Annotated in this window: 16 protein-coding genes; all 16 read right to left on the minus strand. The window is 58.5% G+C overall.

The window, feature by feature from the left end; translation table 11 throughout:
- The 16 genes from gspC to CLOEV_RS12105 all read right to left on the minus strand — a co-directional run bounded on the left by gspC (window position 1) and on the right by CLOEV_RS12105 (window position 15089).
- The gene (gene gspC / locus CLOEV_RS12030) at window positions 1–993 is read right to left on the minus strand and encodes a type II secretion system protein GspC (RefSeq protein ID WP_034443973.1); all 993 of its coding nucleotides are present in this window, start codon (window positions 991–993) and stop codon (window positions 1–3) included.
- Complete coding sequence (gene gspN, locus CLOEV_RS12035) at window positions 990–1583, minus strand: type II secretion system protein GspN (protein WP_034443976.1); 594 nt, start codon at window positions 1581–1583, stop codon at window positions 990–992. The genes gspC and gspN overlap by 4 nt, the downstream gene beginning before the upstream one ends.
- Window positions 1580–2050 carry a type II secretion system protein GspM gene (gspM, locus tag CLOEV_RS12040; protein ID WP_008713250.1) on the minus strand — a complete coding sequence of 157 codons (471 nt, stop codon included), beginning with the start codon at window positions 2048–2050 and terminating at the stop codon, window positions 1580–1582. The genes gspN and gspM overlap by 4 nt, the downstream gene beginning before the upstream one ends.
- Complete coding sequence (gspL, locus tag CLOEV_RS12045) at window positions 2047–3231, minus strand: type II secretion system protein GspL (protein WP_008713252.1); 1185 nt, start codon at window positions 3229–3231, stop codon at window positions 2047–2049. Before gspL ends, gspM begins: the two co-directional genes overlap by 4 nt.
- A gap of 78 nt (window positions 3232–3309) precedes the next feature.
- Window positions 3310–4221 (minus strand): type II secretion system minor pseudopilin, encoded by a 912-nt coding sequence (locus tag CLOEV_RS12050; RefSeq protein WP_034443978.1) that lies wholly within the window; start codon window positions 4219–4221, stop codon window positions 3310–3312.
- Window positions 4205–4873, minus strand: a complete 669-nt coding sequence (locus tag CLOEV_RS12055; RefSeq protein WP_034443982.1) for a type II secretion system protein — start codon at window positions 4871–4873, stop codon at window positions 4205–4207. Before CLOEV_RS12055 ends, CLOEV_RS12050 begins: the two co-directional genes overlap by 17 nt.
- Window positions 4874–6709, minus strand: coding sequence for an O-antigen ligase family protein (locus CLOEV_RS12060; RefSeq protein WP_051485061.1), 1836 nt, complete (start codon window positions 6707–6709; stop codon window positions 4874–4876).
- A gap of 43 nt (window positions 6710–6752) precedes the next feature.
- Window positions 6753–8105 carry a replicative DNA helicase gene (gene dnaB, locus CLOEV_RS12065; RefSeq protein ID WP_008713260.1) on the minus strand — a complete coding sequence of 451 codons (1353 nt, stop codon included), beginning with the start codon at window positions 8103–8105 and terminating at the stop codon, window positions 6753–6755.
- A gap of 3 nt (window positions 8106–8108) precedes the next feature.
- Window positions 8109–8555, minus strand: coding sequence for a 50S ribosomal protein L9 (gene rplI / locus CLOEV_RS12070; RefSeq protein WP_034443984.1), 447 nt, complete (start codon window positions 8553–8555; stop codon window positions 8109–8111).
- 2 nt (window positions 8556–8557) lie between these two features.
- On the minus strand, window positions 8558–9511 hold the full coding sequence (locus CLOEV_RS12075; RefSeq protein ID WP_034443985.1) for a DUF2232 domain-containing protein: 954 nt from the start codon (window positions 9509–9511) through the stop codon (window positions 8558–8560).
- A gap of 472 nt (window positions 9512–9983) precedes the next feature.
- Window positions 9984–10223: a 30S ribosomal protein S18 gene (gene rpsR / locus CLOEV_RS12080; RefSeq protein ID WP_008713266.1), complete on the minus strand. Its 240-nt coding sequence runs from the start codon at window positions 10221–10223 to the stop codon at window positions 9984–9986.
- Window positions 10224–10243: 20 nt separating this feature from the next.
- Complete coding sequence (locus tag CLOEV_RS12085) at window positions 10244–10801, minus strand: single-stranded DNA-binding protein (RefSeq protein ID WP_034443987.1); 558 nt, start codon at window positions 10799–10801, stop codon at window positions 10244–10246.
- Between the two features lie 5 nt (window positions 10802–10806).
- On the minus strand, window positions 10807–11091 hold the full coding sequence (gene rpsF, locus CLOEV_RS12090; protein ID WP_008713271.1) for a 30S ribosomal protein S6: 285 nt from the start codon (window positions 11089–11091) through the stop codon (window positions 10807–10809).
- 87 nt (window positions 11092–11178) lie between these two features.
- Complete coding sequence (locus CLOEV_RS12095) at window positions 11179–11478, minus strand: hypothetical protein (protein ID WP_008713273.1); 300 nt, start codon at window positions 11476–11478, stop codon at window positions 11179–11181.
- Between the two features lie 28 nt (window positions 11479–11506).
- Window positions 11507–13183 (minus strand): arginine--tRNA ligase, encoded by a 1677-nt coding sequence (argS, locus tag CLOEV_RS12100; protein WP_034443989.1) that lies wholly within the window; start codon window positions 13181–13183, stop codon window positions 11507–11509.
- Window positions 13184–13259: 76 nt separating this feature from the next.
- The gene (locus CLOEV_RS12105; protein ID WP_034443991.1) at window positions 13260–15089 is read right to left on the minus strand and encodes a hypothetical protein; all 1830 of its coding nucleotides are present in this window, start codon (window positions 15087–15089) and stop codon (window positions 13260–13262) included.
- Window positions 15090–15094 lie beyond the last annotated feature (5 nt).

Here is a 15094-nt window from a genome sequence, read left to right on the forward strand (position 1 = left end):
TCATTTCACCTGATACTTGAGGGCGAGCGGCTTTCCTCCGCGCTGGACCGTAACGTCGAAGCGCGTCCCCGCCATCAGCGAGTTCACGGCGTTGGCGGCGTCAGCCATATTGGATATGGCAACGCCGTTTATCGCCTGTATGACGTCTCCCTGTGAGACGCCGACACGCGCGAAGACACTGTCGGGCGCGATGCGTTCAAGCTTCATGCCGGAACCGTCTTCCGCCGGAGTCATGCGCAGCTTGCCCAGTTCGTCGTAGGGGTTCATCAGCAGCGCGTCAACGAGCTCGCGCGGCACGGCCCCCTCCTGCCCCTCTTTTGCCGGTTCGATGCCGGAGAAGTCAAGCTTCGGCCCGGATGGCTGCTGAGCGGAAGACGATGCGGACGAGGGAGCGGCGGACTTTGCCGCCGTTCCTCCCGAGAGGAATAAATAGAGCGAGTGCTCCTCTTTCCCGTCGGAGAGGACCACCTCGCCGTACTTTATCTTTTCCAGCGTGTATCCGCTCACGTTTTGCCCTTTCAGATAGAGCTGCGTCCCGTCGGGGCCGTCTATCCAGGCGCCTATATTGGGCAGCGTCCCCTGGAGCGACAGGGAATCGAGCGCCGCCGCGCGCGCGGACGCGCCGTTCTCCTCTTTCACGGGAAGATCTGCCCCGAAGGGATTCGCGGCGGTAAAGTCGCCCAGCCCGCCGCTTCCGCCGGCGTTGGCAAACGACGGCGCCCGTCCGCTCACCCCGGAGGCGGCGGCGATGTCGGCGTCAAGGCGCAGAGAAAGCAGGACGCCTTTGACCATCCAGCAGAGACATAGAGCGGCGAAGAGGCCGCAGAGCAAAAGCGCCGGCGCCAGCATACGCGCGCTGCCGGCCCCTTTGTCCCTTCCTCCGCCGGCAAAGGGCGAGCGGAGGTAAACGTAAAATTTTATTATCTGTTCGTAGGAGCCGTCATACTTGAGGCGGTCCGCCATCTTATCTTTTACGGAGGAGATAAAATTCATCTTTCGATCCTCCATTCTCCGCTCTTCACCTTCGTGAGCGGCGCCATCCCCATCTTGCCAGCCATTTCAAGGGCGCGGTCGAGCTCCGCCGGAACCTTGATAAGCATCTTCGCGCGCGTCAGCTTTCCCGTCTCGCGCGACAGTTCCGCAAAGCCGGTGGCCGAGGTCTTGCCGGCGAGGGCGATGTTCTCTATCATCAGCGACTGCGGCGTGAGCGAGATATCAGCCGTGCCGCCGTTCCATTCAAAGGCCTGTCTCGTGACGGGGACGACGCTGCCGCGCCCCATCTCAAGCCGGCAGCTCTTCGTCTCCGAAAAAAGCGAAGAGATTATCGAGGGAGTGACAGTGACCTCTACCGCGCTGAATCTGAATACGGGGAAGTCGGCGTTCACCCCGCTATAGGTGAAGCTCTTTGAAAACAACCCTGATGTCTCCGACGAGGAGATCGTGAGGAAGATGCCGTTTTCCGCCGCCACGCTCGCCGCCGCCGAGGCCAGAGTTCCCGCGAGGGTCGACCAGGGGAAGAAGAGCAGCAGCCCGCAGACGAGTCCAACGGCTGTTATCGCGGCGTTGCGCAGGAGTTTCATCATTGAGCCTCACCCTCTATCGTCAGCGTCACGTTGATCAGCCGGCCGTCTTTCTGCCCCGTCATCAGGCGGAGTTCGGCCGTCTTTACCGAAAGCCCGTTCCTCTGGATATCCTCCACAAGTTTGCCCAGCTCCTCGTGATAGAGCCGGTTGACCTGAAGCACAAGGCCTGTCGGCGACGAGGCGAGCTGGTTCACCTTGCCCTGCAGTCCAAGTTTGTCTATTATCTCCGATACGGCGGAGAGCGGCTCTTTTCCGAAAACGGTCCCCTGCTGCGGGTAGGATTTCACCGTTATCGCCGCGTTCAGCACCCGTTCCGCGTCGTTCAGCCGGTCCTCGTTTTCTCTCATGGCGGAGAGCGCGAAAGAGAATGCGGCCAGCGCGGCGAGCCATATCAGCGCCGCGGCCAGCAGCCCCCTTTGCAGGCGCTTCGCGTCCGGCATCGCGCGCAGTTCTTCGATAGAGATCATTTCTCACGTCCCCCTTCCGTAAGGTTGAGCGTGAAACGCATGCCGCCGCCCGGTATCTGCTGCACATCGCCGAGCTTGACGGCGAAACCGTTCTTCGCGAGCGCGTCGCGCAGCTGCTGGATATTGTCCGTCTTCGGCGCCTGCCCCTCTATCTCCGTGCGTTCGCGTCCGTAGCGGATGGCGTCGACCTTGATATCCGTTCCGGCGGGAAGCGTCTTCCAGGCCGCGCCGAAGTTGGCGAGCGTTCCCTCCAGCGTAAGCTGGACGCCACCTCCGGTCAGAAGGCGCATCCTCTTTGTGATCGAGGCGAGCGGGCTGCGGCTGACCTCGCCCATCGCGAGCCGGTACACCTCGGAGGGCGCGGCGGCGAATGATTCCGCCATATATTTATTTTGTATGAGTATCACAAGCGAAAGAATGAAAAACATAAGGCCCGCCGCCGAGGCGATCTTTATGCTCCGGAAGGCGGTATTGAAAAAGGCCTCATACCGTTCGGCCATCGAGGCGCCGCGGTTGGAGAGGTCCAGGTGCGCGAGGCCGGGGGCGGCGGCAAAGGTCGCGGCGGCGGCGCGCCTCAGCTCGCCCAGAGAAACATCCTCCGCGCAAAATATGCGGATATCCTCCGCCGGTATCTCCTTGCCTATCGAGGAGGCATAGCTGCGCATCCACTGCGCGAGAGCCTCCGCGCCGCCCTCGGGATCGGGAGCGTATCTGTAAAGCTGCGGCGTATAGTCCTCAAGCCACAGCGCGCATGAGGAATTCCCCTCATGCCACACGATAAGGCCGTTGCCGCCGACCTCTGAGGCAAAGGCGGCCGGAGCCGGAAGAAAGATACTCTTTTTGCCCAGGAGTTCCTCATATTCTGAAATCTCTTCTTTAGCGACGAACCAGGCCGCGCCGCGCGTAAGGTTGACGCGCTGCTCCGTGACCTGCGGCACCAGCGAAAGCTTGGACTCCTGTTCGCCGAGGACGGGCCTGAAGGTGAGTGAGACCGCGTTCCTCAGGTTGACCTTGCGCCCGAAGGGGAAAGAGAAGGGAAAGACCGTGGCTGTACGGAAGGGAATGAAATATGCCTCTGTCTCGCCGGCCAGCGGAAGCTCGCCTTTCTCGCAGGAAAGATGATAAAACTTTATCTTATTCGAAGCCGCCGCCGGCTTGGCGGCGAAGGCTATTTTCTCCATTAAATTACGACTCTTTATCAGCGCAGACCATTCCTCTCTGGTTGAAACCGCAATACTGCCGCCGCTTCGTGGGATAATTTATTCATACCAACTGAATATCCCGCATTTTTTGCCGCTGCGCTCCACTATAACCCGATAATTCCTGGCGTTGCCGGTCCTGTCTTTGACATTCACTTCAAGCAGAAAGTGAGTGCTCTCAAAACCGATGACATTCGCCAGCTTCGTCGCGAGCGCCGCGGGGAATCCGGGGACCCGTTTCAGGTCATCCATGCTCGTGAGCGGCGAAATAAGGCGCTGCGCCGCGATATTCTGCGCGTGAGACAGCGACAGGCCGTCGTCAAGCTTTTCTATCATCTCAGGCGCCGCGACGTTTATGTTTATCTTCTGACCGCCCGGTACGGTAAAATACTTCGCGAGGCCGCCCGGATGTTCTTTGCCGCCATAAAGCACGGCATCGTCGACCTCCGCTATCGCCTTTAGCTCGTCAAGATCCGATATGAGCCTGTTTATATTGCCGTCGCGCTCCGCGCCGCCGAGCTTCTGGTTCTTGTCCTTATCGATAAAGTCAAGCACCGTCGCCGCGAGTTCAGGACGCTCCAGCTCCTCCCAGATATTATTCCACGCCGTCTCATATTCCGAGCGGAGAGTGACGCCGTCGGGAAGTAAAAGGCCGTTTACAGATATTCTATCATTTAACGGCGTTATTTGAACGGAAATATCATAATCGCCTATCTCAATTTTCGTCAGCTGCCCTGGCGCGTAAAGGGGTTCGGTGAGGCTGTCGTATTTATTGTTGTCCGAGGCTATCTTTTCGCCGATGACGCCGACCGCGATCTCCGCCGCGTTGCGGCATTTGAGGATATTCTCCCGTGCCGCCGCGCGGCGCGCCTCCGTGCGCGCGAACCAGGCGAAGGCCGTAGCCGCCGTAATGAGCATGGTGGTGGATAGCAGCACCGATATGAGGATGAAACCGCTACTTCTCCGCCGCATTGGGAAACCTCTCCGTGTGCGAATAACGCCCGTCCTTGGCGGCGATCTCGGTCTTCAGGAGTTTCGGGAGCTTCCCGTCGTATTCCTGCTCCCATTTATTCTCCTTCCAGACATAAAATTTTACCCCCGCGGCGTCGGCGAGGATGAGCTTGCCCTTCTTAGGGTCGAGCTCGTCGGTGTTCACATCCATCGGCGTCTCCGGTTCGGAGGAAGAACCGCCGGAAATATCCCCCGATACGGCGGCGGCCGAGGGGACGTTGACGAGCACCCAGCGGTAGAGCCCGGGCTTCGCGTTATTGAGAGCGCCCTTGGCCACGATCTTATAGACGACCACGCCGACGTTTTTGCCCTCGTATTTCGGGGCGGCGCTCCACACCACGAGGCGGTCGTCGGCCTCGGTCGAGAGGCCGCTCTTATGGATGATCTTAAACGTCGAAAACGAAGGGTTGGGGACGACGCGGCGCACGTCCGAATATATCTTCTCCACCGCCGCGGCGGTGTTGTGGGAGGTGCCCCATCTTTGTTGGGCCTCCTCAAGCGAACGGACCGTAAAGACAAGCGGGGCCAGAGCGGCCGTCGCGATGATGCCGATCAGCCCCACTACGAGCATTATTTCAATAAGAGTGAATCCGGAGCGGCGTCCGAACCTCATCTACTTTGACAGCGGCGCGGCGCTGCCGGGGGCGCTCCCGTAGGCCGTTGGATGCAGATAGCGCGCGAGCTCGGAGAGCAGCCGCTGGTTGCCGGTGCGCTGAGCGAGGTTTATCAGCTCCATGAGCTGCTTTGCCTGCGGCCTCGTATGGAAGCTGCGGTAAAGCTGCTCGATGCCGGCGGCGAGATCCTCCGGTTTTTTCGTCGCGTTCGCCACGGCGAGCAGGTGATAGGCAAGCTGTTCGTTCGCCTCATCCTTTCCCATCAGGCTGCGGCGAGCCTCGTCTATGCGGTAGCGCTGCAGGGAGGCGCTGTTCGTCATCGTCGCCGCCCGCAGATACTTATCCGCGCGGCAGCCCGAATAAAGGAAAAACATTCCCACGACGGCCACGACGGCGAAAAAAAGGCCGAGGAGCCTGTAAATAAAGCCGTGCCTTATCTCGCTGAACCTCACCGAAGACGGCAGCAGCTGCCTGTTGGAGAGCGCGAAGGCGAGCGGGAGCCAGACGATATTCTCTATCCGGTGGAAGGGGCGGCTGAAGATGGCGTCGAACCAGATCAGATAGACGACGGCGCAGCCCCACATCGCGGCGTAAGAGAGGTCCTTTTTCTGCGTGAGCGCGCGGACAAAGCTCCATATCCACCATGCCGCCGCTCCCAGCAGGATCAGCGTCCCGAAGATGCCGAACTCCGCCATCCACTGTAAATATTCGCTGTGGGCCCAGTAGGTGAACTGCCACTTCATGTCGGGATGATCCCTGAACGCCTCCCGCTGCCCTTCGAGGTAATGCCATTTGTAGTGGCCGAGGCCTACGCCGGCGATCGGGTGCTTCTTGATGACGTTCCAGCTCGTGATCCATATTTCACGGCGCGCGCCGAAGTTCGCGGTATTCATCAACATATCCGAGGTCTTGTTTATCAGCGCGTAGGCGCGGCTCCAGCCGAAGTAGCCCATGCAGATATTGACCACGAGCATCACGGCGACCAGCAGCGCGGCGAAGCCGACGTTCTTCAGCAGCTTCCGCGGCTTGCAGTTCCAGATAATGACGGAAAGGATGATCGTTCCCGTCATCAGAGAGAGCATCCCTGCGCGCGTCGTCGAATTCCATAACCCCCACGAGTTGAAGGCCAACATGACGAGGTTGGCGTATTTTATATTCCGGTATTTACCGGCCTCCGCCTCTGAAAGCTGCGAGTATACCATGTGTAGGAAGATGCCGTTCATCGCGGCCATCGCCATCCAGAGGCCGAACATCTCCTGCTGCCCGGTGTTGCCGATATAATTCCCGGGGACGTTCATAATGAACCAGAACGGTCCGTTCAGGTCACGGATCAGCAGTTCGGCGAAGATGATATTCACCGCCGCGTTGAGGTTCGCGAGCCACAGCAGACAGCGCAGCGCCTTATCGCCCGTGAAAAGATTGTAGCAGAAGATATAGGCGGCGAGCAGCGTCGCGAAAAAGAACCACTCCTTCATATAGGTCGAGAGCGCGAAGATATCTGCCCACAGCGGCTGCAGCGAAACAAACGCCAGCAGCGAGAACCAGACGCCGCCGAAGAGGTCGAGACGGAAGCCGGTGCGCTCGGCGCCGTAAAGCGCCAGGATGGAACCGCCGATCAGCGATATGAGGGCGACCGGCACCATCGTCCAGGCCCACTTCATAATATGCAGGGTATCGAACCAGCTCACGCCGGAAAATATCAGATTCGGCAGCGCGAGCGAAACGAATATCAGCGGATAAAACACCCACCGCGGCACCAACTGTACGGGGCCGCCGGCAAGCAGCATCCCCAAGCTTTTCTGCTCCTTAGTTTTCTTTTTGCTTGATATTTTCATCAAAATCACCCATTTTCGCCGCGCCTTACAAAGGGGGGCCGGCTTAGTATCCGCTGCTGTATCCGTTCTCGAACCGCGCGAATTCGCGGAAGAAGACGAGGTCTACCTTTCCGGTGGGGCCGTTGCGGTTTTTCGCGATGATGACCTCGGCCGTCGCGTCGTTCGTGTCGTTCTCCTGCGCGTAGTAGGCCTCGCGGTAGAGGAAGATCACCATGTCGGCGTCCTGCTCGATCGCGCCGCTTTCCCTCAGGTCCGAAAGCTGCGGCTTCTTTTTTTCGCGTTTTTCAACGTCGCGCGAAAGCTGCGAGAGCGCGAGCACCGGCACCTTGAATTCGCGCGCGATGCTCTTCAGCGTGCGTGAGATCTCCGAGACCTCCTGGGTGCGGTTCTCTATCCGGCGCGCCGCCTGCATCAGCTGCAGGTAGTCTACGACGATGAGCCCGCGCCCCTCGCCGTGCTTCGCGAAAAAGCGGCGGCAGCGGCCGCGCAGCTCCATCGTATTCAGCGGCGAGCTGTCGTCGATAAAGACCGGGCTCTTTTCGATCGCCGCCGCGGCATCCTTCAGCCGTTTCCACTGTTCGTTCTGCTGGCGCTTGGTCTCAAAGAGAGCCCGGAGATTGACCTTCGCCTCCGAGGAGAGCATTCGCTGGACTATCTGCTCCGCCGACATTTCAAGGCTGAAGACGAGGACGGGGATATTCTCCTGCATCGCGGCGTACTGCGCGATGTTTATCGCAAAGGCCGTCTTTCCCATCGAGGGGCGTGCCGCCAATATGTAAAGCCCGCCAGGCTGCAGGCCGGCGGACATGCTGTCAAAATCTTTGAATCCAGAGGGCACGCCGGTGACGGCGAGCCCCCCCGCGAGACGCTTTTCTATATCGGCCATCGCCGACGTCAGCACCTCGCGCGTGGAACGTATATTTGTGGTCTTGCCGGTCCGCGCGATCTCGAAGACCCGCTGTTCCGCGGTCTCCAGCGCGTCGTCCACCTCGACCTCATCGCTGAAACCGAGCTTAGAAATATCGCTGCCGACAACGATGAGCGAGCGGTGTATCGACTTGTCGCGCACGATACCGATGTGATATTCGATATTCGCCGTCGTCGTCACCGATTCCATCAGCGAGGCGATGAAAGATATTCCCCCCAGGCGTTCCTCAAGGTTCTGCTTCTTTATTTCATCCCTGAATGTGAGAGAATCGACGGCGACATTGCGCGCCGCCATGGACTCCATAACCTCAAAGACCTTGCGGTGGCGCGGATCGTAAAAATCCTCGGCGGAGAGCCCCTCCATGACGGCGTTCAGGGCCTCGGCGTCAATGAGGCACGAACCCAGGACAGACCTCTCCGCTTCGAGGTTGAACGGCGGTATTCTGTCTATGCCGCTACCGTTTTCCAAAATCTATTCGCTCTCCACCTTGAGCGTCATCTCGGCTTCGACGCCGGGATAGAGCTTTATCCTGAAGGCGTATGAGCCGGCCTGCTTGATCGACTCGTCAAGCTTGATATCTTTCTTGTCTATGCCGGCTCCAAACTGCGCCGAAAGGGCCTCCGCCACCTGGGCCGAAGTTACGCTGCCGAAGAGCTTCCCGCCCTCGCCAGCGCTGACCTTTACGGAGACGAGCTTTCCGCCGAGCTTCTTCTTCATCTCCTCCGCCGACTTCTGTCGCTTGTCGTCGCGCGCCTTCTGCGTCTTCTGGAACTCCTGATATTCGCGCAGCCTTCCCGGCGTCGCCTCTTCGCCGAGACCGCGTCCGACGAGGAAGTTGCGTCCGTATCCGTCCGAAACCTCAACCAGATCTCCCTTTTTACCAACCTTTGCGACATCCTGTTTTAAAATGACCTTCATTTCTATTTCCTCCTTAATTTAATACGCTTGCGTAAATCGTACCATATGTCAAAGATGCCGACCATCGACAGCACGTACGAGACGGGCGCGAAAAAGGCGCAGAAGAGCGTCAGCGCCACCCGAACGGCCCTGTTTAACTTATGGGCGCTCATGAAATACCAAAGCAGCGAAAGGCCTTCGATAAGGAAAATCCCGCGCAGCACCTCCATGAGGTTCAGAGAAAGCATCCGGTAAAGCCCCTCGTCGGGAAAAGCTTTGGAGAGCATATCGAGGACGAGCGCCGCCAGCAGCGCCCAGAATATATTCTTTGGGAAACGCCAGTGTACGAAGGGCGGCAAAAGCGGCAGCTTCACGCCGCCGACCCTCTTGAAATAGAGCCGCGTAAGCACATAGCCGGCTATGGTATCCGCCGCCGCGAAGAGTATCAGCATCGCGGGCATCATCAGCGAAACAGTCTGCGCCATCGTCTCGACGTAGGCGTTCACGGCCTCGGGCGACACCGGCACGCCGCCATGCGACAGCGCCGCCGCGACGGACGAGGCAAGTCCCCGCGCCGCTTCCGGCGTCATCACGAACGGATTCACTCCGGCGGCATAGGTGAACACGCCCATCAGCAGCATCTTAACCGCCAGCGAAACGGCGATCGCGAGAACGACATAGTCAGCCCCGTTCTGCACCTTGACGATCAGAATGCCCATCAAAAGCCCGAGCAAGCCGAATTCGCAGGTATACAGGAAAGCGGAGACGGGACCCATAAACGCGTAGACGAAGACCGTCCCGAAAAGCGCGCCAAGCGCCCCCTCGCGCACTCCCTGCCGGCAGACAAGTATCATCATCGGCGCCGGAGCCGCAAGAATGATAAGAGGCGACAGAAAGGCGATGTCAATACCGGCCCCAAACATCAGGGCGCTGAGCAATACCCAGAAAAACCACTCAAAAATAACTTTACCTTTCACGTCAAACCTCCGCCTGTCTTTACTAAAAAAGAGAGCCCACGATCCACAGCTCTCACATATTATAACAGCAGTTAAAAGATTTTACGGAAGGCTCCCGACATCTCGCGAAGATCTTCGCAGAGGAAAAGATAAACCGCGATTTACTCGATTGGAAGTAAACGATAAATAGCGATTTAGCGCCCTTCCGTCGCTCCGGCCTCCGAGCCGGAGCCCAGTGGCGTTGATTTTACATGCGCTGGTGGGGCAAAAACATGGAGCCGCTTGGCCCCGGGTCAAGCCCGGGGCGACGGAGTACCAGTGCCGGCATGACAAGATAAATCACAATTTACCGTTCACTTCCAATCGCGTAAATCGGCGTTTAGAAGTGCGAGTTGCTAAATAACTTAGGGCTCTGGAACCGGAGCCGTATATTAATACGGCGAGGACGCCAGAGCCCTATGTTATGACGCAAATCGCGCTTATAAACGCCGATTTAATCGGAAGTAAAGGGCAGCAGCGCGATAAGCCTCGCGCGCTTGATCGCGCGCGTCAGCTGACGCTGATGCTTCGCGCACGTACCGGTTACACGGCGGGGGATTATTTTGCTGCGTTCCGTTATATATTTCTTAAGCTTGTCGATTTCCTTGTAGTCTATATGTTCGACTTTATCTACACAGAAATGGCATACCTTCGGCCTGCGCTTGCGGCGCTTGCGGTTGAATGCGTTTTCCATTGCCAATCCACCTCTTTCTACTAGAACGGTATCTCTACGTCTCCTGACGAATCGGGGCCTCCGAGTTCAGAAAAGTCAAGCGGGAAATCATCTTCAAAGCCGGCTTCGCCTCTAAGGCTGCCCATATCGGGAGCCGCCATGGCGTCCGACTGCGGCTGCGGCGCGCGTCCGTAACCGAACTGCTGCCCTCCGCCGTAACTCTGCTGCTGATAACCGCCCGAACCCTCATCATCTCTGCGCCCGGAGCTCAGAAGAACGATGTTTTCAGCTACTACCTCCGTGACCCAACGGTGCTGTCCTGTCTTGATGTCGTCAAAATCACGCACTGTGATCCTTCCCTCCACCAATACGGGGCGCCCCTTCTTCAAGTAGCGCTCACAGAGATCCGCGGATGCGCCCCAAGCCACGACCGGAATGAAATCCGTATGGCTCTGAAGCTCGCCGGTGGCCTTGTTCTTCCACTGGCGTCCTATGGCTACCGTGATGCGCGCCACTTTCTGTTTGTTGGGCGTAAACCTTACGTCCGGATCGCGTGCTAGGTTGCCCATCAGCACGGTCCTGTTATATCCTCTTGACATAAGATCTACCTCTCCTCAAGGTTGACGACCATCTGGCGTACAACATAAGGTTTGAGGCTAAGGAGACGTTCCATTTCCTTAACCTGCGCGGGGTCGAGCTTAAACGTGTAGAGAGTATAGAAACCCTCTAGCTGTTTGTCGATGGGATAGGCAAAACGCTTTTTGCCCCACAGGTCGATCTTCTCAACCTCTGCTCCCAATCCGCGCACGATCTCGGCCGTATCCTCGGATACTGTTTTATGATCCTCGATATCAGCCTTAAAAATTACAACCATTTCGTAAGACCGCACGTACTTCACCTCCTCCCTTTGGACTCTGGCCTCCTCCTTACGAGGAGGCAGGGAAACACAATGAATTATTATACTTTAAGAGGACGGCTATGGCAAGCTATCCTTTGAAGTTATCTCGATTTTATAGATCCTGTCGCCGGACTGCACCAGGTTGAACTGCTCGGTGGCAAGGCGCGCGATCCCCTCGGGCGTGCTGTAATAGCGGATGTCCTGCTTCAGCTTCTGCGTCTCGCGCTCCACGCCTACCAGCTCCTCCATCCGCTTGTCGAGCGTGGCGGCGAGCACGTCTATCTTCTCGATCTCCTTGAAGAAGGAGGTCAGAAGCACCGCTATCAAAAAGGTCACCGCCGCTCCGAAGAGCACCCAGCGCAGTTTCGGCGCGTTCATCTTAAAAGCTCGTCCGGGCGCCGCGTCCCTACATCTTTTCGGGAGCGGAGACTCCGAGGATGCCCAGCGCGTTCTTCAGCGTGACGCGCGCCGCCTCCATTAGAAGTATGCGGCTCTTCATCACGTTTTCCTCGACGCCGAGGACGCGCTGCGCGTTATAGAAGGCGTGAAAAGCCTCTGCGAGCTCCGTCGCGTAGTAGACGAGGCGGTGAGGCGCCGTCTCCTCGGCGGCCTTCGCGATCTCTTCCGGGAATCGCGAGATGGCCTTGGCAAGGTTGATCTCCGTCGGATCGGCGAGCAGCGAGACGTCGAAGTCTTCCATCGTCGGCATCGGGATGCCGCGTTCTTCAAGCTCGCGTTTGATGCTGCAGATACGCGCGTGCGCATACTGGATATAGAACACCGGGTTCTCCGAAGATGCCTTTTTGGCAAGTTCAAGGTCAAAGTCGACGGTGCTGTCGCAGCGGCGGATCACGAAGAAGAGGCGGGCGGCGTCGCGGCCGACCTCGTCCATGATCTCGCGCAGCGTCACGATCGTGCCGGCACGTTTCGACATCTGTACGGGCTTGCCGTCGCGAAGGAGGTTCACCATCTGGATGAGCAGCACCTCGATGCCGTCGTCGGGGAAGCCGAAGGCCTTGTTCACCGACTTGAGACGCGGCACGTAGCCGTGGTGGTCGGCACCCCAGACGTAGATGTTTTTCTCGAAGCCGCGGTCGTATTTATTCTTGAGATAGGCGACGTCGGAGGTGAAGTATGTTGGCATCCCGTTTGAGCGAATAAGGACGCGGTCCTTGTCGTCGCCGAACATCGTCGAACGGAACCAGAGGGCTCCCGCATCCTCGTACGCGTAGTCGCGCGCCTTGAGCGCCTCCATCGCCGGTTCGACAAGGTTGTCGTCGTAGAGAGATTTCTCCGAGAACCAGACGTCGAACTTGACGCCGAAGTCCTCCAGGTCTTTCCTGATTATGGCGAGGACCATCTTGGCCGTTTCCCGCGAGAAGAATTCTATCGTCTCTTCCAGCGGTTTGGCGGCCAGCGAGTCGCCGTATTTTTCAACGAAGCTCCGCGCAATGTCGCTCATATATTCGCCGTGGTAGCCGTCTTCCGGCATCGGCGCTTCGCCGGCGCGCCCAAGCGCCTCAAAGTAGCGGGCCTGCGCCGATTTGCCGAGCAGCTCCATCTGCAGGCCGGCGTCGTTTATGTAGTATTCGCGCTCGACGTCATAACCGGCAAAATCCAGCAGGGCGGCCGTTATATCGCCGACCGCCGCGCCGCGGCCATGCCCCATGTGAAGCGGCCCCGTCGGGTTGGCGCTGACAAACTCGACCTGAACGCGCCGACCGCCGCCGATGTCGCTCCTGCCGTAGGCGTCGCCCTTTTCGATCGCGTTTTTGACCGTCTCCGTCACCCAGTTCGCGGAGAGGGTAAAGTTCATAAAGCCCGGGCCTGCGACTTCGGCCTTTTCCACCACGGAGTCTTTCGGAAGTTTGGCGATTATATCTTCGGCCAGCTCCCGCGGCTTAACGCCGAATGGTTTCGAGAGCTGCATCGCGATGTTTGTCGCCCAATCGCCGTGCCCCTCCTGGCGCGGACGTTCAAGGCGCACGATGAAACCCTCCGGTATCTGGTAATCTTTCTCGGCGGCGACCGCCTTTACAGCGGTATCAAGCGCCTGTTTCAGTTCCTCTGTCATGTTCTGCAAGTCCGACACTCCTTATCTGTTAGCTTTTTAGAAACTATGTTCAACGCGTATCGCGCAATATCTTTCAGATACCAGGCTACTTCCGGAAGGGCAGGTCCAGCACCGGCCATCTCAGAGAAGCGTTAAGCTCCTCTCTGAGGAGCTGCGCCAGAACGCCGTCTATTTCACGGTTCTTCACGACCCAGGTGCTGTCCGCGAGCAGCTCAGCCTTCTTCGGCCAGTGCGTGATGGACTCTTTAAGAATCGCCTTTGTGCCGGAGCCAAGCTGTTTGAGCGGCGGCGTCTGCAGCATTTTGAAGCCTCCGGGCATCGACATACGGACCTTCTGGTCTATGATAAAGGGGAAGCGCAGCGTGTATTTTTTCTCCCTGCCGATCATCTCGCTGACAAGCAGCGGGATTCCGCCGGGCAGTCTGAGCAGCATGCTGCCGCCGTGTATTATCCCCGGGACGCACCTTACGTCAAACGAAAGTTTATAACCGGCAGAGAGCGGCTCGACCGCCGTCGGCGTGATATTCATTCCCGGTATCGCGAAATTTATTTTCGCGAGAAGAAGGGGGCCGATCTTATTCAGCGACGGGACCTCGTTTCCGGAAAAGAGGTCGCTCCAGCCGCCGGTGACAGTCACGTCAAGCGTCCCTGCCGCCCGCCCCTGATCGTCGAGCTTGAGCCGCCACAGCAGCGCGAGGCGGTTTTCCGACGAAGAGCCTGACGGAAGTTTTTTCGTCACATATTCGTCGTCTTTCAAGCCGTATATCTCCGAGCCGGCAATCGACGAAGGAAGGCGGTCGAAGGCAAAAGGCAGGCCTGCCTTGAAATATGATGGTTTGGCGCCCTCTCTCGGCCTAAGCTCTAAGATGGGATAGGCAAACAGCGTCGTCGAGGCCGGTGTCGAAGCGTTCAGCGGCATTTTTGCCTCCCACCAGAGGGATACCGTCCAGCCCTGCGAGGCAAGCCACTTGTTCAGGAGCAGGGTCTGCTCCCATGGGGTCCACGGCCCCTCGGGGGGGATACGGTCCGCCGCGCGGACCCAGTTTGCCGGATAGTCCCGGAGCGTGCGCTCCGGCGCGGTCACCCATTCGATAAGCTTTGCCCCGGCGCGCGCCGCGTCGCCCTTCATAGAAACCGGCACCGAAGGCGCGGGCATCGACCTGGCGATATCATTAAGCATGCGAAGGCTGTGCGTCACCCCTTTTTTGGAGCTGAAAGAAAGCATCGGGCGTTCATTCACGACAAAACCCTCTCCGTGCCACGGCAGCTGGTTCATCACCTGCCAGCTGTAACGCTGCACATTGTTCTGCCTGGCGACGACGGGATCTTTCATGTCTCTGCCGATCCAGAACAATTCCATCCCCTCCGGGAGTTCGACGCTGACGTTCTGCTCCCATATCGGCAGGCTGCCGGCCATATTGACCGTCTCGTCCACGCCGTAACGGTTCGCACGGTTCTCTTTGACGGTGATCACCACGGCACGGCCAACGGTGTCGTCCGGAACCGATATGACCTTCACCGCGGCCCCGCCTGCGAGCTTTTCCTCATTTACCGGCAGAGAGCCCTCCTTCATGCCCGTCATCGTGTTGTACCAGGCGGCCTCCTCTATGGAGAGTGAGCCGTCTGCCGGGACCGGATAGCGGAGCGTCTTCCAATCGGCGGGCACCCGCTCGCCCATCATTATGATGGTAGCGCGCAGGTTTTCCATCGAACCGTCGGCAAGCATCCGCGACTCGTTGTTGCGCAGCCAGATGACCGCGCTGTTTTCACCAAAGGTCTCCAGTGAGGGGACTTCCTTTTTCAGGCGCGCGATCTCGTCCGCGCTGTTCCACGCGTGCGCGGCGACGGCGCTCGAAGAGAGGAGCAGCAGCGCGGCGGCAAAGATAACGGACCTTTTAAAGAAATTATCCTTCATGTCGT

Source organism: Cloacibacillus evryensis DSM 19522 (genome assembly GCF_000585335.1).
Taxonomy (GTDB): Bacteria; Synergistota; Synergistia; order Synergistales; family Synergistaceae; genus Cloacibacillus; species Cloacibacillus evryensis.